This is a genomic window from Streptomyces sp. NPDC001407 (assembly GCF_042895325.1).
GTDB lineage: Bacteria > Actinomycetota > Actinomycetes > Streptomycetales > Streptomycetaceae > Streptomyces.
Genome location: NZ_JBIAWF010000034.1, coordinates 1 through 23687, shown reverse-complemented (window position 1 = coordinate 23687; position 23687 = coordinate 1). Strand labels below are relative to the sequence as shown.

At 73.4% G+C, this 23687-nt stretch carries 23 protein-coding genes and 1 pseudogene; 18 read left to right on the top strand and 6 right to left on the bottom strand.

The genetic code is table 11. The features are described from left to right. The first annotated feature begins 203 nt into the window (after positions 1-203). The 4 genes from ACFY1P_RS32075 to ACFY1P_RS32060 all read left to right on the top strand — a co-directional run bounded on the left by ACFY1P_RS32075 (position 204) and on the right by ACFY1P_RS32060 (position 4324). Positions 204-1061: a hypothetical protein gene (locus ACFY1P_RS32075; RefSeq protein WP_390752603.1), complete on the top strand. Its 858-nt coding sequence runs from the start codon at positions 204-206 to the stop codon at positions 1059-1061. After that, positions 1058-2221 carry a type VII secretion-associated serine protease mycosin gene (mycP, locus tag ACFY1P_RS32070; RefSeq protein ID WP_390752602.1) on the top strand — a complete coding sequence of 388 codons (1164 nt, stop codon included), beginning with the start codon at positions 1058-1060 and terminating at the stop codon, positions 2219-2221. Before ACFY1P_RS32075 ends, mycP begins: the two co-directional genes overlap by 4 nt. Positions 2222-2625: 404 nt before the next feature. Further along, the gene (locus ACFY1P_RS32065) at positions 2626-3360 is read left to right on the top strand and encodes an SseB family protein (RefSeq protein ID WP_361528597.1); all 735 of its coding nucleotides are present in this window, start codon (positions 2626-2628) and stop codon (positions 3358-3360) included. A gap of 130 nt (positions 3361-3490) precedes the next feature. Then, complete coding sequence (locus tag ACFY1P_RS32060; RefSeq protein ID WP_361528603.1) at positions 3491-4324, top strand: MIP family channel protein; 834 nt, start codon at positions 3491-3493, stop codon at positions 4322-4324. Between the two features lie 25 nt (positions 4325-4349). Here ACFY1P_RS32060 and ACFY1P_RS32055 read toward each other — a convergent pair whose 3' ends face one another. Beyond that, a complete protein-coding gene (locus ACFY1P_RS32055) occupies positions 4350-4730 on the bottom strand; it encodes a DUF1844 domain-containing protein (protein ID WP_361528595.1) in 381 nt (126 codons plus the stop codon). A 406-nt stretch (positions 4731-5136) separates the two neighbouring features. On the opposite strand from ACFY1P_RS32055, the gene infC reads away from it, so the two are divergent. From infC to ACFY1P_RS32000, 11 genes are all read left to right on the top strand, one after another. Further along, complete coding sequence (gene infC / locus ACFY1P_RS32050; protein ID WP_361528593.1) at positions 5137-5802, top strand: translation initiation factor IF-3; 666 nt, start codon at positions 5137-5139, stop codon at positions 5800-5802. Between the two features lie 133 nt (positions 5803-5935). After that, complete coding sequence (rpmI, locus tag ACFY1P_RS32045) at positions 5936-6130, top strand: 50S ribosomal protein L35 (protein ID WP_071964711.1); 195 nt, start codon at positions 5936-5938, stop codon at positions 6128-6130. Positions 6131-6231: 101 nt separating this feature from the next. Next, complete coding sequence (rplT, locus tag ACFY1P_RS32040; protein WP_071964710.1) at positions 6232-6618, top strand: 50S ribosomal protein L20; 387 nt, start codon at positions 6232-6234, stop codon at positions 6616-6618. A gap of 128 nt (positions 6619-6746) precedes the next feature. Beyond that, positions 6747-7580 carry an RNA methyltransferase gene (locus ACFY1P_RS32035; protein WP_361528591.1) on the top strand — a complete coding sequence of 278 codons (834 nt, stop codon included), beginning with the start codon at positions 6747-6749 and terminating at the stop codon, positions 7578-7580. Positions 7581-7619: 39 nt separating this feature from the next. Beyond that, positions 7620-8783, top strand: a complete 1164-nt coding sequence (locus ACFY1P_RS32030; protein ID WP_390752601.1) for an ATP-binding protein — start codon at positions 7620-7622, stop codon at positions 8781-8783. Between the two features lie 153 nt (positions 8784-8936). Continuing rightward, on the top strand, positions 8937-10061 hold the full coding sequence (gene pheS / locus ACFY1P_RS32025) for a phenylalanine--tRNA ligase subunit alpha (protein WP_361528587.1): 1125 nt from the start codon (positions 8937-8939) through the stop codon (positions 10059-10061). After that, on the top strand, positions 10061-12571 hold the full coding sequence (gene pheT / locus ACFY1P_RS32020; protein WP_390752600.1) for a phenylalanine--tRNA ligase subunit beta: 2511 nt from the start codon (positions 10061-10063) through the stop codon (positions 12569-12571). Before pheS ends, pheT begins: the two co-directional genes overlap by 1 nt. A gap of 197 nt (positions 12572-12768) precedes the next feature. Beyond that, entirely contained in the window at positions 12769-13995 is a 1227-nt protein-coding gene (locus ACFY1P_RS32015; RefSeq protein ID WP_390752599.1) for a PP2C family protein-serine/threonine phosphatase, read from the top strand. Further along, entirely contained in the window at positions 13992-15518 is a 1527-nt protein-coding gene (locus ACFY1P_RS32010; protein ID WP_390752598.1) for an MFS transporter, read from the top strand. Before ACFY1P_RS32015 ends, ACFY1P_RS32010 begins: the two co-directional genes overlap by 4 nt. A 79-nt stretch (positions 15519-15597) precedes the next feature. Further along, entirely contained in the window at positions 15598-16935 is a 1338-nt protein-coding gene (locus tag ACFY1P_RS32005) for a transcriptional regulator (protein WP_361528579.1), read from the top strand. 46 nt (positions 16936-16981) lie between these two features. Continuing rightward, the gene (locus ACFY1P_RS32000) at positions 16982-17512 is read left to right on the top strand and encodes an NUDIX hydrolase (protein ID WP_116210818.1); all 531 of its coding nucleotides are present in this window, start codon (positions 16982-16984) and stop codon (positions 17510-17512) included. A 40-nt stretch (positions 17513-17552) separates the two neighbouring features. Here the strand turns inward: ACFY1P_RS32000 and ACFY1P_RS31995 are convergent, their stop codons facing one another. Both ACFY1P_RS31995 and ACFY1P_RS31990 read right to left on the bottom strand, forming a co-directional pair. Beyond that, a complete protein-coding gene (locus ACFY1P_RS31995; protein ID WP_361528577.1) occupies positions 17553-17810 on the bottom strand; it encodes a hypothetical protein in 258 nt (85 codons plus the stop codon). A 186-nt stretch (positions 17811-17996) separates the two neighbouring features. Further along, positions 17997-18857 (bottom strand): 3-hydroxybutyryl-CoA dehydrogenase, encoded by an 861-nt coding sequence (locus ACFY1P_RS31990; protein WP_361528575.1) that lies wholly within the window; start codon positions 18855-18857, stop codon positions 17997-17999. 184 nt (positions 18858-19041) lie between these two features. On the opposite strand from ACFY1P_RS31990, the gene ACFY1P_RS31985 reads away from it, so the two are divergent. Continuing rightward, positions 19042-20286 (top strand): family 10 glycosylhydrolase, encoded by a 1245-nt coding sequence (locus tag ACFY1P_RS31985; RefSeq protein ID WP_361528573.1) that lies wholly within the window; start codon positions 19042-19044, stop codon positions 20284-20286. Positions 20287-20304: 18 nt separating this feature from the next. Here the strand turns inward: ACFY1P_RS31985 and ACFY1P_RS31980 are convergent, their stop codons facing one another. Both ACFY1P_RS31980 and ACFY1P_RS31975 read right to left on the bottom strand, forming a co-directional pair. Further along, a complete protein-coding gene (locus ACFY1P_RS31980) occupies positions 20305-20505 on the bottom strand; it encodes a DUF1918 domain-containing protein (RefSeq protein WP_361528571.1) in 201 nt (66 codons plus the stop codon). 148 nt (positions 20506-20653) lie between these two features. Continuing rightward, on the bottom strand, positions 20654-21604 hold the full coding sequence (locus tag ACFY1P_RS31975; RefSeq protein ID WP_390752597.1) for a DMT family transporter: 951 nt from the start codon (positions 21602-21604) through the stop codon (positions 20654-20656). Between ACFY1P_RS31975 and ACFY1P_RS31970 the strand changes: the two genes are divergently transcribed. Together ACFY1P_RS31970 and ACFY1P_RS31965 are read left to right on the top strand one after the other, a co-directional pair. Then, positions 21603-23048 carry a PLP-dependent aminotransferase family protein gene (locus ACFY1P_RS31970; RefSeq protein ID WP_390752596.1) on the top strand — a complete coding sequence of 482 codons (1446 nt, stop codon included), beginning with the start codon at positions 21603-21605 and terminating at the stop codon, positions 23046-23048. The genes ACFY1P_RS31975 and ACFY1P_RS31970 overlap by 2 nt on opposite strands. 98 nt (positions 23049-23146) lie before the next feature. Beyond that, the gene (locus ACFY1P_RS31965) at positions 23147-23530 is read left to right on the top strand and encodes an RNA-binding S4 domain-containing protein (protein ID WP_361528565.1); all 384 of its coding nucleotides are present in this window, start codon (positions 23147-23149) and stop codon (positions 23528-23530) included. 62 nt (positions 23531-23592) lie between these two features. Here ACFY1P_RS31965 and ACFY1P_RS31960 read toward each other — a convergent pair. After that, positions 23593-23687: pseudogene (locus tag ACFY1P_RS31960) on the bottom strand (lytic transglycosylase); the annotation flags it as partial.

Sequence of the window (23687 nt, the reverse complement as noted above, 5' to 3'; positions counted from 1 at the left end):
GGCCGGACGACGGCGATGGCCGAGCCCGCCGCCCGCCCCGTAGAGTGACGGGGCGTCCGGACAGGAACCGGCGAGCGGGCTCGCGAGGGGGAGAGGGCAGGTTGACTACGGAAGCGGAGCCGCCGCCGACAGGGGTGCGCCCGAATCCCACCTTGAACGAGCTCCCCGTACGTTCCAGGCCCGGCGGGGGACCGGCACCGTCCGTGCCCCGGCCCCGCCTGCCGTACCCACCGTGCCCGGCCACGCCGCCGCCGGTCCCGCCCGGCCCGCCGCCGGCCGGAGGCGCGGAGCCGCGCGGGGCGTCCGCCCGCAGGACGGCCGCGACCGCCGCCTGCCTGGTCCTCGGCATCGGCCTCATCGTCGGCGCGGTGGCCGGGAGTTGGCTCACCGGCACATCGGGACGGCAGTCCGCCGCGGAGCGCGCCTTCGAGCACGGCCGCGCCCTCTGGCACACCGTGCCCGTCGACAGCCTCTTCCCCCGCAGGCTCCACGCGGACTTCGCGGGCCCCGGGGGAGCGGCCCGCGACTGGACCCGCCTGGGCGTCGCGCCGGAGAGCGACTGCGCGGGCGCCTTCGACAGCCTCCTCGCCAAGGCACTCGCACCCGTGGGCTGCGAACGGCTGCTCCGCGCCACGTACGCCGACGCGACCGCGACCCGCGTCACCACCGTCGGCCTCCTGGTCACCGCCACCGACCGCACCGGCATGCGCGCCCTGCGCAAGCGCTTCTCCGACGAACGGCTCGACGGGCGCGCCGACCTGATGCCGCGCCCGTACGCGCCCGGGGGTACCGCCGCCGGACACTTCGGCGACGCGCAGCGCGCGAGCTGGCGCATCAGTGTCCTGACCGACCTGCCCGCCGTCGTCTACACCGTGTCCGGCTTCGCGGACGCCCGCACGGGCACGCCTCCGCAGCCGGCCGCGGAGGCGGTCGCTCCGGGAGCCACCACGGCCCCGGCCCAGTCGGGCCTGGGTCACGACGCGATGGCGCTGGCGGACCTCGTGGAACGCGAGCTGCACCAGGCGGCGCGTGGCGGCGCGGGCAAGGGGGGCCGCAAGTGAGGGAGTTCGCCCGTGCCGCGGGCTGCCGTCTCACCGCGGCCTTCACCGTCGCCGTCGCCTGCGCCCTGCTGCCCGCCGCGCCCGCGCGGGCCGACGCGATACGCGCGCAGGAATGGGCCCTCGACGCCCTGCACACCGAGGACGCGTGGCGGACCACCAAGGGCGCCGGGGTGACCGTGGCCGTCCTCGACACCGGGGTCGACGACGGGCACCCCGACCTCCGGGGGCAGGTGCTGCCGGGCAAGGATCTCGTCGGCTTCGGCGCCGGGCCCGGCGACCGCGCCTGGGCGCGGCACGGCACCGCGATGGCCGGCATCATCGCCGGCCGCGGGCACGGTGACGACGGCTCCGACGGTGTGCTCGGCATCGCGCCCGAGGCGAGGATCCTGCCGGTCCGGGTGATCCTTGAGGACGGCGACCCGGCCCGGCCCAAGGCGCGCGGCGCCCGCGGCAGCGCCCTCGCGGACGGCATCCGCTGGGCCGCGGACCACGGCGCCGACGTGATCAATCTGTCCCTGGGCGACGACAGCGCCACCGCGCACCCCGAACCGCGCGAGGACGCCGCCGTGCAGTACGCGCTGAGCAAGGGCGCCGTGGTGGTCGCCTCGGCCGGCAACGACGGCGAACAGGGCGACCACGTCTCCTACCCCGCCGCCTACCCCGGGGTGATCGCGGTCACCGCCGTCGACCGCTACGGCGGGCGCGCCGCGTTCTCCACCCGGCGCTGGTACGCCGCCGTCTGCGCGCCCGGCGTCGACGTGGTGATCGCCGATCCCGACCGCCGCTACTACGAGGGGTGGGGCACGAGCGCGGCCTCCGCCTTCGTCTCCGGGGCGGTCGCTCTCGTACGCGCCGCACACCCCGGCCTGACCCCGGCCCAGGTCCGCGAACTGATCGTGGACACGGCGAGCGGGGGCCCGCCGGGCGGGCGCGACGACGCGCGCGGCGCGGGCCTCGTGGACCCGGCTGCGGCGATCGCGCGGGGCGCGCGCGTGTCTTCGCTGCGGACGCAGGCCGAGCCGCCGCGCTTCTTCGGGCCGTCGGCTTCCGCGCCGCCGGCTGAGCGGGGGTCGTTGCTGGATCCGGTGCCGTTGGGGGTGGCGGGGATGGGGGTGCTCTTGCTGGTGGTGGCGGGGGGATTGTGGCGGCGCGGGGTTTAGTGGGCGGCGGGTTTGTTCCCCAGCCCCGCCCCTTCCCGGCTGCGTCTGATGTGCGGCTCCGCCGCGTGGGGGGGGGAGACCCCGGACCCCAACGCGGCTGCGCCGCGTGTCCTCAAACGCCGGACGGGCTGGATGTGCGGACCGTAGTCCGCAATCCTGCGGCCCGCAGGCTACGAACTCACGTTCCGTGAAATTCAGCCCGTCCGGCGTTTGAGGACACCGCGCGTCAGCGCGGTCCGGGGTCTGGGGCGAAGCCCCAGTTTCGGGAAGGGGCGGGGTAGGGGAACAAAGCCCGCCGCAGGCGGCAACGGACCCGCAGCCGGGGGGCTGGGGCGCGTGCCCCGGTCCGGGGACGGGCGGGGTAGGGGAAAGACACCCCCGCGCCCCCCGATAGGCTCACCGCCGTGTCCCTCAAGAACATCCCCGACCCCGGTTTCGCCGACGACAACGGCTCCGCCGACCCCGCCCTGACCGCCGCGCTCGCGGCCTGGGCGGAGGATCCAGCCGCCGAGCCGGACGTGCTGGCCGCCCTGACGGGAGCCCGTCTCCTCGTGCCCGTCGTCGCCGTGCTCGGCGAGGTGGAGACCGGTCCGGACGGGCTGAGGCGCGAGAAGACCAGCGACATGGCCGTGCCGACCCTCCAGGCCCCCGGCGGCCGCAAGGCGCTGCCCGCGTTCACCTCGCTGGAGTCGCTGGCCCGGTGGCGCGCGGACGCCCGCCCCGTGGCCGTACCCCTGCACCAGGCGCTCCAGGCGGCCGCGCACGAGAAGGCGGACACGGTCGTCATCGACCTCGCCGGCCCGGTGCCGTACCAGCTGACCGGGCCCGCCCTGCTCGCCCTCGCCGAGGGGCGGCAGAGTGCGGACCCGCTGGCGGACCCGTCGGTCACAAAGGCCCTGCGGGCGGTCCTGGCTGGGCGGCCGGGCGTGCTGCGCGCCCACCTCGCCCCGGCGGCGGACGCGGACGGGACGCTGGCGCTGGCCCTGGTCCCGGGTGCGGAGCCGGCCGAGGTCGTCCAGCAGGTCGCACAGGCGCTGGCCGCCGACGAGGTGCTGCGCGCGCGGCTCGTACGCGGCCTGGACCTGGCCCTGCTGCCGCCGGGCGCCGAGGTACCGGGGGAGCCCCTCTTCACGCGCTGAGTCCCACCGCCGAGCTCACCGGCCCCAACAGGCGACTCGTCCTGGATCGTCCGACAATGCGAAGACAGTCCACGATCCTCTGGAGGACGCCATGGACGCCGTCAAGCTGGGGTCGGTGACGCTCGATCCCGTGCAGACGAGAACCGTCGCGGCCGAATTCATCGGCACCGCGCTGCTGGTTTTCTTCGCTGTCGGGTCGGCGGTTCTCGCGGCCGACTACATCGGCGTGCTCGGTATCGCGCTGGCCTTCGGATTCACCCTGCTGGCCCTGGCGTACGCGCTGGGCCCGATCTCGGGCTGCCACGTGAATCCGGCGGTGACGCTCGGCCTGCTGGTGGAGGGCCGCATCACGCTGCGTACGGCCATCGAGTACTGGATCGCCCAGCTGGTCGGCGGCATCGTGGGCGCCGCGGTGCTGTTCCTGCTGGCCAAGCAGGTGCCGGGGCTCAAGACCCACGGCGCCTTCGGCAGCAACGGCTTCGGGGACCGCTCGGCCGTGCACCTGAACACCGGTGGCGCGTTCCTCGCGGAGGTCGTCCTGACCTTCCTGCTGGTCTTCGTCTATCTGGCGGTGACGCACAAGATCGCCGTGATCGGCTTCGACGGGCTCCCCATCGGCCTGGCCCTCGCGGTGATCCACCTGATCGGCATCCCGCTGACGGGCACGTCCGTGAACCCGGCCCGCAGCCTCGGCCCGGCGCTCTTCGCGGGCGGCGGCGCGCTCTCCCAGCTGTGGCTGTTCATCGTCGCCCCGCTGATCGGCGGCGCGCTGGCGGCCCTCGCGCACCAGGTCACCCACCCCCGGCAGGGGCCCGCGAACCTGGCGGACGAGCTGACGAAGACGCCCTACCCGGACACCGCCGCCCGCGCCGGGACGGTGCCCCCGCCGGACACCGACCCCGGCCCGAACACGCCGCCGAGCCCCGGCGCGGGACCGGGCACGGGCCCCGGCGCCGGCCTCTGACGGGCGCGGCGGAGACGGCCGGAGCTCAGCCGAAGACGGGGCCGGTGAACTTCTCGCCCGGCCCCTTGCCCGGCTCGTCCGGCACGAGGGACGCCTCGCGGAAGGCGAGCTGGAGCGACTTCAGACCGTCGCGCAGCGGGCCCGCGTGGAAGTTGCTGATCTCGGTGGAGCCCGCGGTGACCAGGCCGGCGAGCGCGGTGATCAGCTTGCGGGCCTCGTCCAGGTCCTTGTGCCGGTCGCCCTCCTCGGCGAGGCCGAGGTTGACCGCCGCCGCGCTCATCAGGTGCACCGCGACCGTGGTGATCACCTCGACCGCGGGCACGTCCGCGATGTCACGGGTCATGCTGTCGAAGTCCGGCGCGTCCTGGGCGGGGGCCGGCGTGGACTCGGGGGTGGCGTCGCTCATCGTTGCTCTTCCGCTTGTATGGGGTCTCCCGGCGCGCGCGGGCGGCGGGACGCCGACCAGCCTAGGCCGTGCCCGCCCGGCCGGGCCGCCGGGCCCTCCCGGTCCCCGGCCCGGCGCGCACGGGTGGGGCCCCGCCCGTGGCACTGGTATGCTGGACAACGACCGGCTGGTCACTAGCGTGCCCGGCCCACAAGTGGAGGCTCCGACTCTCCCACCTGACCGACTCCCGGGTCGGCAGGTCTCCGGTCAGGCGGTGCCCATCGTTCCGTACGGACGATGGAGCTGCCCGATAGATGCGCCCCGCGGCTCGCCGTGGCGGTGTTCCGGTTTCATGGAGCCCCGCCTGTGTCCCGTTCGGGGCATTTTTCATGTGTCCGGCGCGGTTGGTCTTACGAAAAGACGTTACGTGGCTGTCCGCCAGGCGGCCACGTGGTGCTACCGAGGAGGATCCATCAGCGCCGAGCCCCGCATCAACGACCGGATTCGAGTCCCCGAGGTGCGACTTGTCGGTCCCAGTGGCGAGCAGGTCGGCATTGTGCCGCTTGCCAAGGCCCTGGAGCTTGCGCAGGAGTACGACCTCGACCTCGTCGAGGTGGCGGCGAACGCCCGCCCGCCGGTCTGCAAGCTCATGGACTACGGGAAGTTCAAGTACGAGTCGGCCATGAAGGCCCGTGAGGCGCGCAAGAACCAGGCGCACACGGTCATCAAGGAGATGAAGCTCCGGCCGAAGATCGACCCGCACGACTATGACACCAAGAAGGGTCACGTCGTCCGGTTCCTCAAGCAGGGCGACAAGGTCAAGATCACGATCATGTTCCGTGGTCGCGAGCAGTCCCGGCCGGAGCTCGGCTACCGACTGCTGCAGCGTCTCGCGGAAGACGTCCAGGAGCTCGGTTTCGTCGAGTCGAACCCGAAGCAGGACGGCCGAAACATGATCATGGTCCTCGGTCCGCACAAGAAGAAGACCGAGGCGATGGCCGAAGCCCGCGAGGCGCAGGCCGCTCGCAAGGCGGAGCGCCAGGGTGCTCCCGCCGAGCAGGAGCAGCCCGCCGAGGAGCCCGCAGAGGCGTGATCCGTGGGACCGCGAGGTCCCGAGGAGCACCCCCGGGGCCCGCGGGCCCCGGACAGCAACCGAACACAGCTGACGCTCCCGTGCGCCCGGTTCCGGGCACGGGGGAGCGCCACCGACGAGGAGATACGGCGCGATGCCGAAGAACAAGACGCACTCCGGTGCCAGCAAGCGCTTCAAGATCACTGGCTCCGGCAAGGTCATGCGCGAGCGCGCCGGCAAGCGCCACCTGCTCGAGCACAAGTCGTCCAAGCTGACGCGTCGCCTCACCGGCAACGCCGAGATGGCCCCGGGCGACGCCAAGAAGATCAAGAAGCTTCTCGGCAAGTGACGCTCCGCGCCCCGTCCACACGGGGTGCGCGTCGGACCGGGACCCATTCGAATTCGGGCCGCGTGAGAACGCACCGCGGCCCCGCTACAAGGAGTTAACAAGTGGCACGCGTCAAGCGCGCAGTCAACGCGCACAAGAAGCGTCGGGCGATCCTCGAGGCGGCCAGCGGTTACCGCGGCCAGCGGTCGCGCCTGTACCGCAAGGCCAAGGAGCAGGTCACCCACTCCCTGGTCTACAACTACAACGACCGCAAGAAGCGCAAGGGCGACTTCCGTCAGCTGTGGATCCAGCGCATCAACGCCGCTGCCCGCCAGAACGGCATGACGTACAACCGCCTCATCCAGGGTCTGAAGGCCGCCAACATCGAGGTGGACCGCAAGATCCTGGCCGAGCTCGCGGTCAACGACATGAACGCGTTCGCCGCGCTCGTCGAGGTGGCCCAGAAGGCGCTGCCGGCCGACGTCAACGCCCCGAAGGCCGCCGCCTGATTCTCGGCGCCGTGAGGCAAACGACCGGACCCGCAGGCTTGAAGCCTGCGGGTCCGATCGCGTCCGGGACCGAAAAACCCCTCCGCGGCCGCCGCCCGGCGCGCCCGCCCAGCAACGAAAGTGAGCCCATGGCGGCCCCCGAGCTGACTTCCCTGCGATCGCCCCGTGTCGTCGCGGCCCGTCGGCTGACCAAGCGCAGCTTCCGCGGCAAGGAACGCCGCTTCCTCGCGGAGGGCCCGCAGTCGGTCCGCGAGGCCGTCGAGCACCTCGTCGAGGTGTACGTCACGCCGGACGCCGCCGAGCGGCACGCGGACATCGTGGCCACCGCCCAGGCCGCCGGTGTGCCCGTGCTGATCGCGACGGACGAGGTCATCGCCGCCATGTCCGACACCGTGACCCCGCAGGGCATCGTCGGTCTGTGCCGCTTCCTCGACTCGCCCTTCGAGGAGATCCTCGCCGCCCGGCCCAAGCTGGTCGCCGTCCTCGCGCACGTACGCGACCCCGGCAACGCCGGCACGGTCCTGCGCTGCGCGGACGCCGCGGGTGCCGACGCCGTGGTGCTCACCGACGCCTCCGTGGACCTCTACAACCCCAAGTCCGTACGGGCCTCCGTCGGTTCCCTCTTCCACCTGCCGGTCGCCGTCGGCGTCCCCGTGGAGCAGGCGGTGCGCGGCCTGCGGGACGCCGGGGTGCGGATCCTGGCCGCCGACGGCGCGGGCGAGCGGGACCTGGACGCGGAGCTGGACAAGGGCACCATGGGCGGGCCCACCGCCTGGGTCTTCGGCAACGAGGCCTGGGGTCTGCCCGAGGAGACGCGGGCGCTCGCCGACGAGGTCGTGCGGGTCCCGATCCACGGCAAGGCCGAGAGTCTGAACCTCGCGACGGCCGCCGCCGTGTGCCTCTACGCGTCCGCCCGTGCGCAGCGTGCACCCGGAGGGTGCCGCTCCGTGACCTTCAGCTAGTAGGGTTGCCCCCCGGGGGTTCGGGAGGGGGTGCGGGTGATGAACGTCAGGACTTCCGGAAGCGTGGCCGACGCGTGTCCGGCCGTGGTTCACGGATCCCAAGGTGCCGGAGGTGCCCGGGACGCGCCCGCGCGCGGCCTGGACGGCCTCGGGCTGGATCCGGACGACCTGCCGGACGGCCTGGTCGTCGCCGACGAGAACGGCAGGGTGACCTGCTTCAACGCCGCCGCCGCCCGCATCACGGCGGTCTCGCCCCGCGAGGCGATGGGGCGGCCGCTGGAGAGCGCGCTGCCGCTGGAGGATCTGGAGGGCCGCCGCTGGTGGTCCCTGACCGATCCCTACGGCGGCCTGGCCACCCGGATCGGGCAGCCCGAGCGCAATCTGCTGCTGCCCGGCGGCCGCGAGGTGCTGGTCTCCGCCCGCTATGTGCGCGAGCGCGCCGGCGGGCCCGTACGCCGCCTGGTCGTCCAGCTGCGCGGCACCGACGCCCGCCGCCGCACCGAGCGCAGCCACGCGGAGCTGATCGCCACCGTCGCCCACGAGCTGCGCTCGCCGCTGACCTCGGTCAAGGGCTTCACGGCGACCCTGCTCGCCAAGTGGGAGCGCTTCACCGACGACCAGAAGCGGCTGATGCTGGAGACCGTCGACGCCGACGCCGACCGCGTCACCCGGCTGATCGCCGAGCTGCTCGACATCTCCCGGATCGACTCCGGGCGCCTGGAGGTGCGCCGCCAGCCCGTCGACATCGTCGCCGCCGTCCGGCGGCACATCCAGGCGCACACGGCGGCGGGGCAGCCCGAGGACCGCTTCCACGTCGAGGTCGTGGAGCCGCTGCCCGACCTCTGGGCGGATCCGGACAAGATCGACCAGGTGCTGGGCAACCTCCTGGAAAACGCGGTGCGCCACGGCGAGGGACGCGTCACCATAGCGGTGTCACCGGCGCTGACCAAGGCCCGGACGGAGGGTACGGCGATCACCGTGAGCGATGAGGGGCCGGGCATCCCGGAGGAGTCGATGGGCCGCGTCTTCACCCGCTTCTGGCGGGGCAGCAAGCGCGGCGGCACCGGCCTGGGGCTGTACATCGTCAAGGGCATCGTCGAGGCGCACGGCGGCACGATCACCGTCGACCGGGCCCCCCGTGGCGGCGCCCGGTTCCGATTCACGTTGCCCGTGGGCGCGCCTGCCTTCCTCTCCCAGAGCTGAGAGCGGAGGGCCGAGCACCGGCCCGCGGGCCCACCCCACCACACGCGCCCTTTAGACTCGACCTTTGGCACCTTTGGCACGACCTTGGCACCAACACAGTCGGGCAAAGCCGCGCAGCGAAGCGAAGCCAGCCGATCGGAAGCACGGGAAGAGATGTCCGCACCCAATAAGTCGTACGACCCTGTCGAGGTCGAGGCACTGAAACCGGAAGAGGTCGAGCGCATGCGCAGCGAGGCGCTCGCCGCCTTCGCCGCCGCCGGTGACCTCGAGGCCCTGCACGAGGCGAAGATCGCCCACACCGGCCCCACCTCGCCGCTGTCCCTCGCCAACCGTGAGATCGGCGCCCTGCCCCCGCAGGCCAAGGCCGAGGCCGGCAAGCGCGTGGGCATGGCACGCGGTGCCGTGAACAAGGCCCTCGCCGCCCGCCAGACGGAGCTGGAGGCCGAGCGTGACGCCCGGGTGCTGGTCGAGGAGGCGGTGGACGTCACCGTGCCCTACGACCGCGCACCGGCCGGCGCCCGCCACCCCCTGACCACGCTCTCCGAGCGCATCGAGGACGTCTTCGTCGCGATGGGCTACGAGGTCGCGGAGGGCCCCGAGGTCGAGGCGGAGTGGTTCAACTTCGACGCCCTGAACTTCGAGCCCGACCACCCGGCCCGCGCCATGCAGGACACCTTCTTCGTCCAGGGCCAGGGCACCAAGGACGACGAGTCCGGCGTCGTGCTGCGCACCCACACCTCCCCGGTGCAGGTCCGCTCGATGCTCGACCGCGAGCCCCCCATCTATGTGGTCTGCCCGGGCCGCGTCTACCGCACCGACGAGCTGGACGCCACCCACACCCCGGTCTTCACCCAGGTCGAGCTCCTCGCCATCGACGAGGGCCTGACCATGGCCGACCTCAAGGGCACCATCGAGCACATGGTGCGCTCGCTGTTCGGCGAGGGCCTCACGACGCGGCTGCGCCCCAACTACTTCCCCTTCACCGAGCCCTCGGCCGAGCTGGACATGCAGTGCTATGTCTGCCGCGGCGAGTCGGTCGGCAACCCCGAGGCGCCCTGCCGCACCTGCTCCAGCGAGGGCTGGATCGAGCTGGGCGGCTGCGGCATGGTCAACCCCCGGGTGCTGGTGGCCGCGGGCATCGACCCGGAGAAGTACAGCGGATTCGCCTTCGGGTTCGGCATCGAACGGATGCTGATGTTCCGCCACAACGTCGAAGACATGCGAGACATGGTCGAGGGTGACGTGCGCTTCACCCGGCCGTTCGGGATGGAGATCTGATGCGGGTCCCGCTTTCTTGGCTGCGGGAGTACGTCGACCTGCCGGCCGGTACCACCGGCCGCGACGTGCAGGCCAAGCTCGTCGCCGCCGGCCTCGAGGTCGAGCGCGTGGAGCAGCTCGGCGCGGGCCTGACCGGCCCCCTCGTCGTCGGCCAGGTCCTCACGATCGAGGAGCTGGAGGGCTTCAAGAAGCCCATCCGCTTCTGCACCGTCGACGTCGGCACCGCCAACGGCACCGGCGAGCCGCAGGAGATCGTCTGCGGTGCCCGGAACTTCTCGGTCGGCGACAAGGTCGTCGTCGTGCTGCCCGGCGCCGTGCTGCCCGGCGACTTCGCGATCGCCGCGCGCAAGACGTACGGCAAGACCTCGCACGGCATGATCTGCTCCGGCGAGGAGCTGGGCATGGGCGACGACGGCACGCACGGCATCATCGTGCTGCCGCAGGAGTACGAGCCCGGCACCGACGCCATCGAGCTGCTGGAGCTCGTGGACGAGGTCCTCGACATCGCCGTGACGCCCGACCGTGGCTACTGCCTGTCGATGCGCGGCGTGGCCCGCGAGGCCGCCACCGCCTACGGCCTGCCGCTGCGCGACCCGGCCCTGCTGGACGTGCCCGGGCCCAACAGCTACGGCTACCCCGTCCAGGTCGCCGACCCGGCCGGCTGCGACCGCTTCACCGCGCGCACCGTCACGGGCATCGACCCCGAGGCGCGCTCGCCGATCTGGCTCCAGCGCAGGCTCCAGAAGGCCGGCATGCGCACGGTCTCGCTCGCCGTCGACGTCACCAACTACGTGATGCTCGAGCTCGGCCAGCCGCTGCACGCCTACGACCGGTCCCGCGTCGACGGGCCGATCGGTGTGCGCCGTGCCGAGGCGGGCGAGAAGCTCACCACCCTCGACGGCGTCAAGCGGGCGCTGCACCCCGAGGACCTCGTCATCACCGACAACCGCGGCCCCATCGGCCTCGCGGGTGTCATGGGCGGTGCCGACACCGAGATCGCCGACCACGCGGCCGGCCAGGGCTCCACCGAGATCGTCGTCGAGGCCGCGCACTTCGACCCGGTCTCCGTCGCCCGCACGGCCCGCCGCCACAAGCTGTCCTCCGAGGCCTCCAAGCGCTTCGAGCGCGGCGTCGACCCGCAGGCCGCCTCCGCGGCGGCGCAGCGCACCGTCGACCTGATGGTGCTGCTGGCGGGCGGCACGGCCGAGGCCGGGGTCACCGAGATCGTCGCCCCCAGCGGGCCGCGCACGATCGCGATGAGCGCCGCCCACCCGGACCGCGTCGCCGGTGTCGAGTACGGCCGGGAGACCGTCGTCCGCCGCCTCCAGGAGGTCGGCTGCGACGTCTACGGCCAGGACGAGCTGATCGTCACCGTGCCCAGCTGGCGCCCCGACCTCACCGACCCCAACGACCTGGCCGAAGAGGTCATCCGGCTGGAGGGCTACGAGAACCTGCCCTCCACCCTGCCGCAGCCGCCCGCCGGCCGCGGGCTGACCGAGCGGCAGCGCCTGCACCGCCGCGTGGGCCGCGCCCTCGCGGGCGCGGGCTATGTCGAGGCCCCGAGCTACCCCTTCCTCGGGGACGCCGCCCTCGACCAGCTCGGCCTGGAGGCCGACGACCCGCGCCGCCTCGTGGTGCGCCTGGTCAACCCGCTCTCCGACACCGAGCCGGCGCTGCGCACGACCCTGCTGCCGGGGCTCTTCGCCGCCCTGCGCCGCAACGACGGCCGCGGTGAGCGCGACCTCGCGCTGTTCGAGACCGGGCTGGTCTTCCGGCCGACCGGTGCCGAGCGCCCCGCGGTCCGGCTGCCCGTCGACCGCCGCCCCACCGACGAGGAGATCGCCGGCCTGGACGCCGCGCTGCCCCGGCAGCCGCGCCGCGCCGCCGTGGTCCTCGCCGGTGCGCGCGAGCAGGCCGGCTGGTGGGGCCAGGGCCGCCCGTCGACCTGGGCGGACGCCATCGAGGCGGGCCGCGTGGTCGCCCGTGCGGCAGGCATCGAGCTGATTGTCCGTCAGGACCAGAACGCGCCGTACCACCCGGGCCGTTGTGCCGCGCTGCTCGCCCTGGTCGACGGCGAGGAGGTGCTCGTCGGCAACGCCGGTGAGCTCCACCCGCGCGTCACCAAGGCGTTCGGCCTGCCGGAGCGCACCTGCGCCATGGAGATCGAGCTCGACCTCCTGGAGCGGGCCGGCGCCGGTGCCGTCGAGGCCCCGCACGTGTCCGCCTTCCCGGTGGCCACGCAGGACGTCGCGCTGGTCGTCGACGCCTCCGTGCCGGCCGCCGAGGTCGAGGCCGCGCTGCGGGCCGGCGCGGGCGAGCTCCTGGAGTCGCTGCGCCTGTTCGACATCTTCACCGGTGAGCAGCTGGGCGAGGGCAAGAAGTCGCTGGCGTACGCGCTGCGCTTCCGCGCCGCCGACCGCACGCTGACCGCCGACGAGGCAACTGCCGCCCGCGACGCGGCGGTTGGCGCCGCCGTCGAGCGCACGGGCGCGGTGCTGCGCGGCGCGTGACGCCCGCGCGGGGCCTGGTCCCACGCCGCTGACGCAGAGGGGCGCATCCGGATCTCCGGGTGCGCCCCTCATGCGTGCCATCGTTCCCGAGTGTCCGAATATCACTCAATAGGGTGGAAATGAAGGCCCTGGTCGTTACTTGGCGGTGAGCGCTCGCGAGAATCGAGCGCGGCATTGCTGCTAGGGGGGCTGACGGCATGATCCGGACAAGGGCGGTGCACTGGCGGAGGAGGGCCGTGCTCGCCCTGCCCGGAGTGTGGATCCTCGGCATCCTGGTGTGGGAGCTCCTCGTGCCCCACGGCACCCAGGTCGTCCAACTGCTCGCGGCCGCGCCCGCCATCGCATGCGCGGGCACCGGCCGCCGTCAGTGCGTCCTGTCCGCCGCTCTCTGCGCGGTCGTCGCGCTCGCCCCCTTCGGCCCCGCCGCCCGGCTGGACCCCGCACTCAGGGCGGGCACGTGCTGCGCCGTCGTCGCCGTCGCCGCGGCCGCCTATGTCATCACCCGCCGCAGGCGCCGTCTCGTGTGCGACCTGGAGCGCGCCCGCGAGATCGCCGACACCGCCCAGCGGCTGCTGCTGCGCCCCCTGCCGCCCCGGCTCGACGGGATGACGCTCGCGGGCGGCCACCTCTCCGTCAGCGAGGGCACCCTCGTGGGCGGCGATCTCTACGAGGCGCTGGCCACCCCGCACGGCGTCCGCGTCGTCATAGGCGATGTGCGCGGGCACGGCTTCACGGCGATCGCCACCGTCGCCGCCGTGCTCGGCAGCTTCCGCGAGGCGGCGCACGACGAACCGCGCCTCGCGGACGTATTGCGCAGGCTGGAGCGGGCCCTGCACCGGCACCTGGGGGAGCGGGCCGAGGCCGGGGGCAAGGACGCCGAGGACACCAAGGGCGCCCAGGACCGGCCGCACGGCGAGGAGTTCGTCACCATCCTCCTGCTGGAGGTGAGCGCGGACGGCGTCGTCATGGCCCTCAACTGCGGCCACCCCTGGCCGTACCGCCTCTCCAGCTCCCCCGGCCGCAGGGCCAGGGCCGCGCCCGTGGGCCGCGGCGATCCGCTGCCGCCGCTCGGGCTCTTCCCCCTGCCGCCCCGGCTGCCCGTCACCCGGCTCACCCGGCTGCACCCGGGCGACGCCCTGGTGCTGCACACGGACGGCGCCGAGGACGCGCGGGACGCGGCGGGCGCCTTCTTCCCGCTCGCGCGGGCCCTCGCCGAGGCCGCCGCCCACGCCGGGCCCGTCGTCCCCGCCGCCGTGGTCGAGCGCGTCCAGGCCGCCCTGCTGCGGCACACCGGCGGCCATCTCTCCGACGACATCGCGCTGTTGGTGCTGCGCAACGACCGGCAGCGCGCCCCCTCCCCGTCGCCCGCCGCCCGGCCGGTCCGCTCCGGCGGCAGGCCGCGCAGGCAAGGAGCCGCTCCGTGAGCGAAGCCCAGCACCCCGCCGGACACCCGCCGCCCGTCCACAGCCTCATCCCCGCCCGGATCGACCGGATGCCCTGGTCCGGATTCCACACCAGGATGGTCGTGGCGCTCGGCGTCGCCTGGATCCTGGACGGGCTGGAGATCACCGTCGCGGGCGCGGTGGCGGCCGTTCTCACCCGCGCGGACACCCTCCGGCTCTCCTCGGGCGACGCCGGGCTGATCGCCACGGTCTATCTCGTCGGCCAGGTGGCCGGGGCGCTGGTCTTCGGGCGGCTCGCGGACCGGCTCGGCCGGCGCAAGCTCTTCCTGCTCACCTTCGGCGTCTATCTCTTCGGCAGCGGCCTGGCGGCGCTCACCCTCGGCCACGGCACCGGGTGGTACGCCTTCCTCTGCTTCACCCGCTTCCTCGCCGGCACCGGCATCGGCGGCGAATACTCCGCCATCAACTCCGCGATCCAGGAAATGGTGCCCGCCCGCTACCGCGGCCGCGTCGACCTCCTCGTCAACGGCACCTACTGGGCGGGCGCGATCCTCGGCACCGTGGCCGAGCTCTGGCTCCTGCACGTGCTCCCCGACCGGCTCGCCTGGCGGGCCGGCTTCCTCCTCGGCCCGCTCCTCGGCCTCGCCGTTTTCCTGATCCGCCGCCACCTGCCGGAGAGCCCCCGCTGGCTGGCCATGCACGGCAGGCCGGCGGAGGCCGAGGAGGCCATCGCCCGCATCGAGAGCGAGGTCGAGCGCGCCGGGCACGTCCTCGCACCCGTGGACCACAGCCGGGCGATCCTGCTGACCGAGGCGCCGCGGGCGGGCTATCCGACCCTGCTGCGGCTGCTGTTCAAGCGCTACCCGGGCCGCTCCGTGCTCGGCTCGACCCTGCTGATCACCCAGTCCTTCCTCTACAACTCCATCTTCTTCACCTACACCCTCGTCCTGACCAAGTTCTACGGCATCCACGAGAACCGCGCCCCGCTCTATCTCATCGCCTTCGCCGCCGGGAACCTCCTCGGGCCCGTCCTGCTCGGCCCGCTCTTCGACACCGTCGGCCGCCGCCGCATGATCAGCGGCACCTATCTGTTCTCCGGCTGCGCCCTGGCCGTCACCGCCGCGCTGTTCGAGGCCGATCTGCTGACCGCGGCGAGCCAGACCACGGCCTGGTGCGTGATCTTCTTCTTCGCCTCGGCCGGGGCGTCCGCCGGATATCTGACGGTCGGTGAGATCTTTCCGCTGGAGGTGCGGGGCCAGGCCATCGCCGTCTTCTTCGCCCTCGCCCAGTGCGTGGGCGCCGCCGGGCCCTATCTCTACGGCAGGCTGATCGGCGACGGCAGCGACCGCACCCTGCTCTTCCTCGGCTATCTCCTGGGTGCGGCCGTCATGGTGGCCGGGGGGCTCACCGAGCACTTCCTCGGCGTCGACGCCGAGGGCAGGTCCCTGGAGGAGATCGCCACCCCGCTCTCGGCCGCGGCGCCCGCCCCGGAGCGGCCGGAAGCCACCGGTGAGCCCAACTCCCGAGGGCAGGCTTCCGTTTGACGCTCGGCGACGTCCGGTTCACACCCCGTGCGAAGCGATCTCCTTTACGCTGATCCCACCGAGCACTTCGGAGGGCAGGATGGAGCCCAACACACTCCTTGACGCCATCCTCGACGAGGCGGGAATCTCCCACGCCGGACTGGCCGCCCACATCAACGCGGCAGGCCGCACCCGGGGACTGGCACTGCGGTACGAACACACCGCCGTCGCACGCTGGTTGCGCGGCCAGCGCCCGCGTGGCCAGGTGCCGGACCTCATCTGCGAGGTGCTCGGCGAGCGACTGCACCGCGCCCTGACTCTGGACGACATCGGCCTCGGCACCCCCGGCAGCCCCCGGCTGCCCAACACCCCGCTCTCCGGCTTCGTGGAGCGCGCCACCGCCCTGTGGCGCTCCGACGAGCAGCAGCGGGAGCACGTCGTCAGTGCCCCCGCGGTGACCGGGACCCCGGCCGTCATCCCCGTCTGGGAGTGGGAGAACCCGCCCGAGGACGCCGACGTCTCCCGGCGCGGCCTCACCCGCGTCTCCATGGACGACATCGAGATGCTCCGTGCCGCCCGCACCCACTACGAGCAGATGTACCGCAAGGCGGGCGGCGTCGCGACCCGCGCCCGCGTCGTCGGCTTCCTCAACGCCGAGACGGCACCCCTGCTCCGCGGCAGCTACACCGACGAGACCGGCCGCCAGCTGCACCGCGCCACCGGCGGACTCGTCGCCGTCGCCGGGATCTGCGCCTACGACTCCGACGCGCACGGCCTCGCCCAGCGCTATTTCCACCAGGCGCTGCGCCTGGCCAAGGCCAGCGGGGACCGGGGCCTCGGCGCGTACGTCATCGCCCTCCTCGTCAATCAGTCGCTGTTCATGCGGGAGTACCGGCAGGCGGTCGCGTTCGCCGAGTCGGCGCTGCGGGCCGCGGGCCCGGAGCTCACCCCCGCCCTCGCCGCCGACCTCTACGCCATGCAGGCCAAGGCATACGCCCGGCTCGGCGACGGCGTCGGCGCGCTCGCCTGCATCCGCCGCGCCGAGAGCGCGGCCGAGCGCATCCGCCGTGGCCAGGAGCCCGCCGAGACCGGCTATGTGCAGCCAGGCCTGGTGAATGTGCAGGTGGCGGAGGCGCTGTTGAGCCTCGGCGATCTCGGACCCGCCCGTGAGCACGCGGACCGGGCCGTCGACACCCCCGCCCACGACCGGGGCCGTGTCCACCGGCTCGCCATGCTCACGCATATCGAGCTGCGTCAAGGAGACGCGGACAAGGCGGTGGCCACCGCACGGGAGATGACCGAGCAGGCGAGAGGCATGGAATCGCAGCGCTTACGGGATCGGCTCCGGGCGGTGCGCGAGCACCTGATCGAGAGTGGGTGTGCGGCCACTGCCGAGGCCGCCGAGATGATCGACGGGGCGTTGCGCGTGCCCTTGTGAGGAAAACGCCCGGGGAGGTGGCCACCTCGGCGGAAGGTGGCAACACGTGCGTTGGAAGAATCTCAGGGAACGGACCGTCTACTCGAACCGCTGGTTCCGGGTCAATCTCGCGGACGTCCAACTCCCCGACGGCCGCCACCTCGACCACTTCCTCATCAGGCTGCGGCCCGTCGCCGTGGCCACGGTGGTCAATGAGGCCAATGAGGTCCTGCTGCTGTGGCGGCACCGCTTCATCACCGACAACTGGGGCTGGGAACTGGCCGCGGGCGTCGTCGAGGACGGCGAGGACCTGGCCTTCGCGGCGGCCCGCGAGATGGAGGAGGAGACCGGCTGGCGGCCCGGCCCGCTGCGGCACCTGATGTCAGTGGAACCGTCCAACGGTCTCACCGACGCCCGGCATCACATCTACTGGTCCGACGAGGCCGAGTACATCGGTGAACCGGAGGACGACTTCGAGTCGGACCGCCGTGAATGGGTGCCGCTCAAGCTGGTGCCCGACATGATCGGCCGTGGCGAGGTGCCGGCCGCCAACATGGCGGCCGCGCTGCTCCTGCTGCATCACATCCGGCTCGGCTGAGCCTCCCGGACGGCGACCGGACCGGGGCAACCCCCCGCGCTCACCGCCCCGTCGCCTGCCAGACGGCGACCGCCAGGGAGGCGACGCCGGTGAGCGCGGCCAGCGAGGGCAGCGGCCACCTGCTGTGTTCCAGGGCCCGTACGCGCTCTGCCATCTCACTGAGGTCGCGCTCCGACTGGTCGCTGCGCTGGGTGAGGAGGGCGAGGTGGCCGTCGACGCGGACGATGCCGACGTCGAGGCTACGACGGAGCTCCGCGAGCTCAGCCGCTCTGACGGCCTGCTCGGGATGGATGGTCACGGTCCGTACCCCTTCCGGAAAGTCTCTCCGTGTGTGTCCGACGAGCCGAGTCAACCGCGTCGGGCCGCTGAGCGGGAGCGTGTGCGGGAGGGATATGCGAGTCACCGCCGCACACCCCGTGTGAGCACGGGTGTGCGGCGGTGACGTTGCGTAGTCCGCGTCCGGTGCGGGCCGGGTGCGGGCCTGTCAGTACGCGTAGAAGCCCGAGCCCGTCTTGCGGCCGAGCCGGCCCGCGTCGACCATGCGCTGGAGCAGCGGGGGAGCGGCGTAGAGCGGCTCCTTGAACTCCTCGTACATGCTGTTCGCCACCGACGCGACCGTGTCCAGGCCGATCAGGTCGGAGAGCTTGAGCGGGCCCATGGGGTGGGCGCAGCCCAGCTCCATGCCGTTGTCGATGTCCTCGCGGCTGGCGATGCCCGACTCGAACATCCGGATCGCGGAGAGCAGATAGGGGATGAGGAGGGCGTTGACGACGAAGCCCGAGCGGTCCTGGGCGCGGATCGCGTGCTTGCCCAGGACCTGCGAGACCAGGGCCTCGGCGCGCTTGATGGTCTCCTCGCCGGTGGTGAGCGCGGGGATCAGCTCGACGAGCTGCTGCACCGGGGCGGGGTTGAAGAAGTGGATGCCGATGACCTGGTCCGGGCGGGAGGTCGCCACGGCCAGCTTCACCAGCGGGATGGAGGAGGTGTTGGAGGCCAGGATCGCGTCCGGGCGGGTGACGACCTGGTCCAGGACCTGGAAGATCTCGGTCTTCACCTGCTCGTTCTCGACGACCGCCTCGATGACGAGGTCGCGGTCGGCGAACTCGCCCAGGTCGGTGGTGAAGCTCAGCCGGTCGAGCGTGGCATCGCGCTCGGCCTCGGTGATCTTGCCGCGCTCGGCGGCCTTGCCGAGGGAGTTGGTGAGCCGGGTGCGGCCCAGCTCCAGGGCCTCGCCGGTGGTCTCCGCGACCATGACGTCCAGGCCGGAACGGGCGCACACCTCGGCGATGCCCGCGCCCATCTGGCCGCAGCCCACTACTCCGACGCGTGCGATGTCGGTCGTCACATCGTGCCTTTCGCTGATCTCGGTCGTCCGGCGGCGGCCGTACCTCGCGCCGGGTCCCGGCGCGCAGGACCCCCGGTCCCCGCCTCGTTCCAGACGTTACTCCGCGCCGCGCGGTGCCGAGGGGGCCGGGGCGGGCATGCTCTGTCCGTATGGTGTGACCGATCCGACAAGGAGTGGCACGCATATGGGGCGAATGAGTCGAAGAGGGTTCACCGTGGCGGCCGCGGGCGTGATGTCCGCGATGCTGACCACGGGCGAAGCGGCCGCGCTCGACGACGCCGGCCCGAGCGGAAGCCGTCCGAAGCGCGAGTTCCGCGGCATGTGGACCGCCACCGTCGCCAATGTCGACTGGCCCTCCGCCCCCGGCCTCGGCCCGGCCCGCCAGCAGGCCGAGCTGCGCACCCTCCTGGACGCCGCGGTGCGCCGCAGGCTCAATGCCGTGCTGCTCCAGCTCCGGCCCACCGCCGACGCGTTCTGGCCCTCGCCGTACGAGCCGTGGTCGGAGTACCTGACGGGCACTCAAGGCGAGGACCCGGGCTGGGATCCGCTGGCCTTCGCGGTGCGCGAGGCCCATGAGCGACGCCTGGAGCTGCACGGCTGGTTCAACCCCTACCGCATCGCCAACCACACCGACCCCGGCCGGCTCGTCCCCACCCACCCCGCGCGGCTGCACCCCGACTGGGTGGTGCCGTACGGCGGGAAGCTCTACTACAACCCCGGCCTGCCCGAGGTGCGGCGCTTCGTCCAGGACGCGATGCTCGACCCCGTCGCCCGCTACGACCTCGACGGCGTGCACTTCGACGACTACTTCTACCCCTATCCGGTGGCGGGGGAGCGGTTCGACGACGACGCGGCCTACGAGCGCTACGGCGCGGGCCACCCCGACCGGGCCGCGTGGCGGCGCGACAACATCGACCGGCTCGTCCGGGAGACGGGGCAGCGCGTCAAGCGGCGCAAGCGGCACGTGCGGTTCGGGATCAGCCCGTTCGCCGTCTGGCGCAACAGCACGACCGATCCCCGGGGTTCGCACACCCAGGCCGGGGTGCAGACCTACGACGACCTGTGCGCCGACACCCGCAAGTGGGTGCGCGAGGGGTGGATCGACTACATCGTGCCGCAGGTCTACTGGCCCATCGGCTTCCCGGCCGCGGACTACGCGGAGCTCGTGCCGTGGTGGGCGCGGACCGTGCGGGGCACCGGCGTGCACCTCTATGTGGGCGAGGCGCTCTACCGCGCGGGAGACCCCGCCCAGCCCGCACCCTGGCAGGACCCGGCCGAGCTCTCCCGGCACCTCACGCTGTGCCGGACACACCGCGAGGTGCTGGGAAACGTCTACTTCTCGGCGAAACCGCTGCTCACCGACCGGATCGGGGCGATGGACCGCGTGGTCCACGACCACTATCCACGCCGCGTCCGCCCACCGCGGTGAGCGCCGGCCGACGGTGCCCTACGCGCGGTCGGACGCCTTGCGGTGGTCCACCACGCTGTCCGGGCCCGGGGACATGATCGTCTCGTGGCCGTTCTCCGCGCGGACGCGATACGGGGGCGCGCCTTTCGACCCCAGCACCTCGACGATCTCCACCACGTGGTCCTGTTGCCCGACGGTCCGGCCATGCACGACCAACTTGTCACCCTTGCTCGCATGCATCGGCACTGATCCTTCCGATCGAGGTTCGACTGTGCGCTCGGGTGCCGTCAATTCTACGGCGAACGGGGGTATACGGCCCGCTTCACGGGGCATTCGGGGACGGCGTGCGGGCGCGCACCCCGACACGGTCCGGACCGACGGCCAACGCCTAACGCCGCTGGGTCACCGCGATGCAGACGAGCACCGCGACCGCGGCGACGGGCGCGGCCGGGGAGAGGTGCTCGCCGAGCAGGGACACGGACCACACCAGGGTCAGCAGCGGCTGCGCGAGCTGGAGCTGGCTCGCCCTGGCCACCCCGATCGCGGCCATTCCGCGGTACCACACGAGCATGCCCAGGAACTGCGACCCCGCCGCCAGCCACAGCAGTCCGGCGACGGCGTGCCCGGTCAGCCGCACGGGCTCCGCGTACAGGGCCGCGGCCGCACCCGCCACGGCCACCGGCAGGCAGCCGACGAGCGCCCAGCCGATCACCTGCCATCCCGGCATCTCCCGCGCCAGCCTGCCGCCCTCCGCGTAGCCCGCCGCGCACACCAGCAGGGCGGCGAAGAGGTAGAGGTCGCCGAGCGTGGGGGCGCCGCCGCTCTGTTCCAGGGCGAAGCCGATGACCACGGCCGCGCCCGCCAGCGCCGCCACCCAGAAGGCCCGCGAGTGGCGGGTGCGGGTCCGCACCGCCGCGTACGCGGCCGTCGTCAGCGGCAGCAGGCCCACGACCACCGCCGCGTGCGAGGTCGTAGACGTCCGCAGGGCAAGCGTCGTCAGCAGCGGGAAGCCGATGACGGTGCCACCGGCCACGGCGAGCAGCCCCGGCCAGTGGCGGCGCGCGGGCGGCGGCACCCGCCCCGCCAGCAGGAAGCCCGCCGCGATCAGCCCGGCCAGCACCATCCGGCACGTGGTGACGGACCAGGGGCCGAGCCCCTCCAGCGCCCAGGCGGTGGCGGGGAAGGTCAGGGAGAAAGCGGCCACCCCGGCGGCCGCGAGCAGCACGCCGCCGGTGGCGGGACGCCCCCGGCCGGCAGGCGCGCCGTTGCCCGGCACGTCCTCGGCCGGACCGTTCACTGCTATCGTCGCGGCGTCAGTAGCGCTATCTTTCACTCTCATGCATGAGCGTAACAGCGTCGCGGAACTGGCAGGAACCCTGCGCGGGGAGCTGAACCGCTACTCTCCAGGTGAGAAGCTGCCGTCCAGCCGCTCCCTCGTCGAGCGCTTCCGGGTCAGCCCCGTCACCGTCTCGCGGGCCCTCGCCGCGCTGGCCGCGGAGGGCCTGGTCGTGACCCGCCCGGGCGCAGGCGCCTTCCGGGCCGCCCCGCACGCCGCCCCCGCCCGCCCAGGTGACACCTCCTGGCAGGAGGTCGCGCTCAGCGCCGAGCAGGCCGGGGACGCCGTCCCCCGCACCGTCGACGCCACCGGCGTGCTGACCACGCTCGCCGAGCCGCCGCCCGGCGTCATCGAGCTCAGCGGCGGCTACCTCCACCACACCCTCCAGCCCGAGCGGGCCCTCGCCGCCGCGCTCGCCCGGGCGGGCCGCCGCCCCGGCGCCTGGGGCCGCCCGCCGCTGGAAGGCGTCGCCGAGCTCCGCGCGTGGTTCGCCCGCGAGATCGGCGGCCCGGCCGGCACAGTGGCGCTCTCCGACGTCCTCATCACCGCGGGCGGCCAGAGCGCGCTCACCACCGCCCTGCGCGCCCTCGCGCCGCCCGGCGCCGCCGTGCTCGTCGAGTCCCCGACCTACCCCGGCATGCTCGCCGCCGCGCGCGCCTCCGGCCTGCGGCTCGTGCCCGTGCCGACCGACGCGCGGGGCGTGCGCACCGACCTGCTCGCCGCGGCGTTCCGGGCCAGCGGCGCCCGCGTCTTCGCCTGCCAGCCGCTCTTCCAGAACCCCACCGGCGCCGTGCTGGCCGACGAGCGGCGCCGCGAGGTCGTCCGGATCGCCCGCGAGGCCGGTGCCTTCGTCATCGAGGACGACTTCGCCCGCAGGCTCGCCCACGAGGACGCCCCGCCGCTGCCGCCCACGCTCGCCGCGGAGGACCCCGACGGCATCGTCGTCCACGTCTGCTCCCTGACCAAGGCCACCTCGCCGAGCCTGCGCGTCGGCGCCCTCGCCGCCCGGGGCCCGGTGCTGGAGCGGCTGCGGGCCATCCAGGTAGTCGACAGCTTCTTCGTGCCCCGCCCGCTCCAGGAGGCCGCGCTCGAACTCGTCGGCTCGCCCGCCTGGCCCCGCCACCGCCGCACGGTCGCGGCCGCGCTGCGCACCCGCCGGGAGGCGCTGCTCACCGCCCTGCGGCAGGAACTGCCCGCGCTGGACGTGGAGTTCGTACCGCCCGGCGGCTTCCACGTCTGGGCCCGGCTGCCGGACGGCGCGGACGAGGCGGCCCTGGCGGCAGCCGCGCTGCGAGCGGGTGTCGCCGTCGCACCGGGGCGCCCCTACTACGCCGCCGAATCCTCCGCCCCACACCTGCGCCTCAGCTTCGCCGCGGTGGCCGGTACGGCCGAACTCGCCGAAGGCGTGCGGCGGCTGGGTGTGGCGTGCCGTGAGGTGCTGGGGTGACGGGGCGCCGGTCCGGGCGGGTCGGCGCATCAGGGAGCCGCCTTGACGTCGTACGTGCACTGTGTCCCGCGCCCGAGGACACCGCCTAGAGTCGGAGCATGGCTACAGACGAGGGGACCGGGACGGTACGGGTCGACAGCTGGATCTGGTCCGTACGGCTCACCAAGACACGCTCCCAGGCGGCGACCGCCTGCCGCGCGGGCCACGTCCGCGTCAACGGCGAACGCGCCAAGCCCGCCCAGACGCTGCGCCCCGGCGACGAGGTGCGGCTCCGGCTGGCCGGGCACGAGAGGATCGTCGTCGTCTCCCGGATCATCCGCAAGCGGGTCGGCGCCCCCGTCGCCGCGGAGTGCTACGTCGACAACAGCCCGCCCCCGCCGCCGCCCGCCGCGCTCGCGGCCGTCCCCGTACGCGACCGCGGCGCGGGCCGCCCCACGAAGCGGGACCGCCGGGAACTGGAGCGCCTCAAGGTGGACCGGTAGCAGCGCGAAACCGCGAACAGCGCGTTCGCGCTGTTCGCGGTTGAGAGGTCCCGGACCGGCCGTCAGTAGGCGGAGTTGACGTTGTCCATGGAGCCGTAGGTGTGGGCTGCGTAGTTGCAGGAGGCGACGATGTTGGCGACCGGGTCGTAGATGTTCC

Excerpts from the sequence above, each read along its gene's own strand:
- ACFY1P_RS32055 (WP_361528595.1), bottom strand. The coding sequence starts at position 4,730 with ATGAGCGACGCCACCCCCGAGTCCACGCCGGCCCCCGCCCAGGACGCG.
- rpmI (WP_071964711.1), top strand. The coding sequence starts at position 5,936 with ATGCCGAAGAACAAGACGCACTCCGGTGCCAGCAAGCGCTTCAAGATC.
- ACFY1P_RS32035 (WP_361528591.1), top strand. The coding sequence starts at position 6,747 with ATGGCGGCCCCCGAGCTGACTTCCCTGCGATCGCCCCGTGTCGTCGCG.
- ACFY1P_RS32030 (WP_390752601.1), top strand. The coding sequence starts at position 7,620 with ATGAACGTCAGGACTTCCGGAAGCGTGGCCGACGCGTGTCCGGCCGTG.
- pheS (WP_361528587.1), top strand. The coding sequence starts at position 8,937 with ATGTCCGCACCCAATAAGTCGTACGACCCTGTCGAGGTCGAGGCACTG.
- pheT (WP_390752600.1), top strand. The coding sequence starts at position 10,061 with ATGCGGGTCCCGCTTTCTTGGCTGCGGGAGTACGTCGACCTGCCGGCC.
- ACFY1P_RS32015 (WP_390752599.1), top strand. The coding sequence starts at position 12,769 with ATGATCCGGACAAGGGCGGTGCACTGGCGGAGGAGGGCCGTGCTCGCC.
- ACFY1P_RS32005 (WP_361528579.1), top strand. The coding sequence starts at position 15,598 with ATGGAGCCCAACACACTCCTTGACGCCATCCTCGACGAGGCGGGAATC.
- ACFY1P_RS31985 (WP_361528573.1), top strand. The coding sequence starts at position 19,042 with ATGGGGCGAATGAGTCGAAGAGGGTTCACCGTGGCGGCCGCGGGCGTG.
- ACFY1P_RS31980 (WP_361528571.1), bottom strand. The coding sequence starts at position 20,505 with ATGCATGCGAGCAAGGGTGACAAGTTGGTCGTGCATGGCCGGACCGTC.
- ACFY1P_RS31970 (WP_390752596.1), top strand. The coding sequence starts at position 21,603 with ATGCATGAGCGTAACAGCGTCGCGGAACTGGCAGGAACCCTGCGCGGG.
- ACFY1P_RS31975 (WP_390752597.1), bottom strand. The coding sequence starts at position 21,604 with ATGAGAGTGAAAGATAGCGCTACTGACGCCGCGACGATAGCAGTGAAC.
- ACFY1P_RS31965 (WP_361528565.1), top strand. The coding sequence starts at position 23,147 with ATGGCTACAGACGAGGGGACCGGGACGGTACGGGTCGACAGCTGGATC.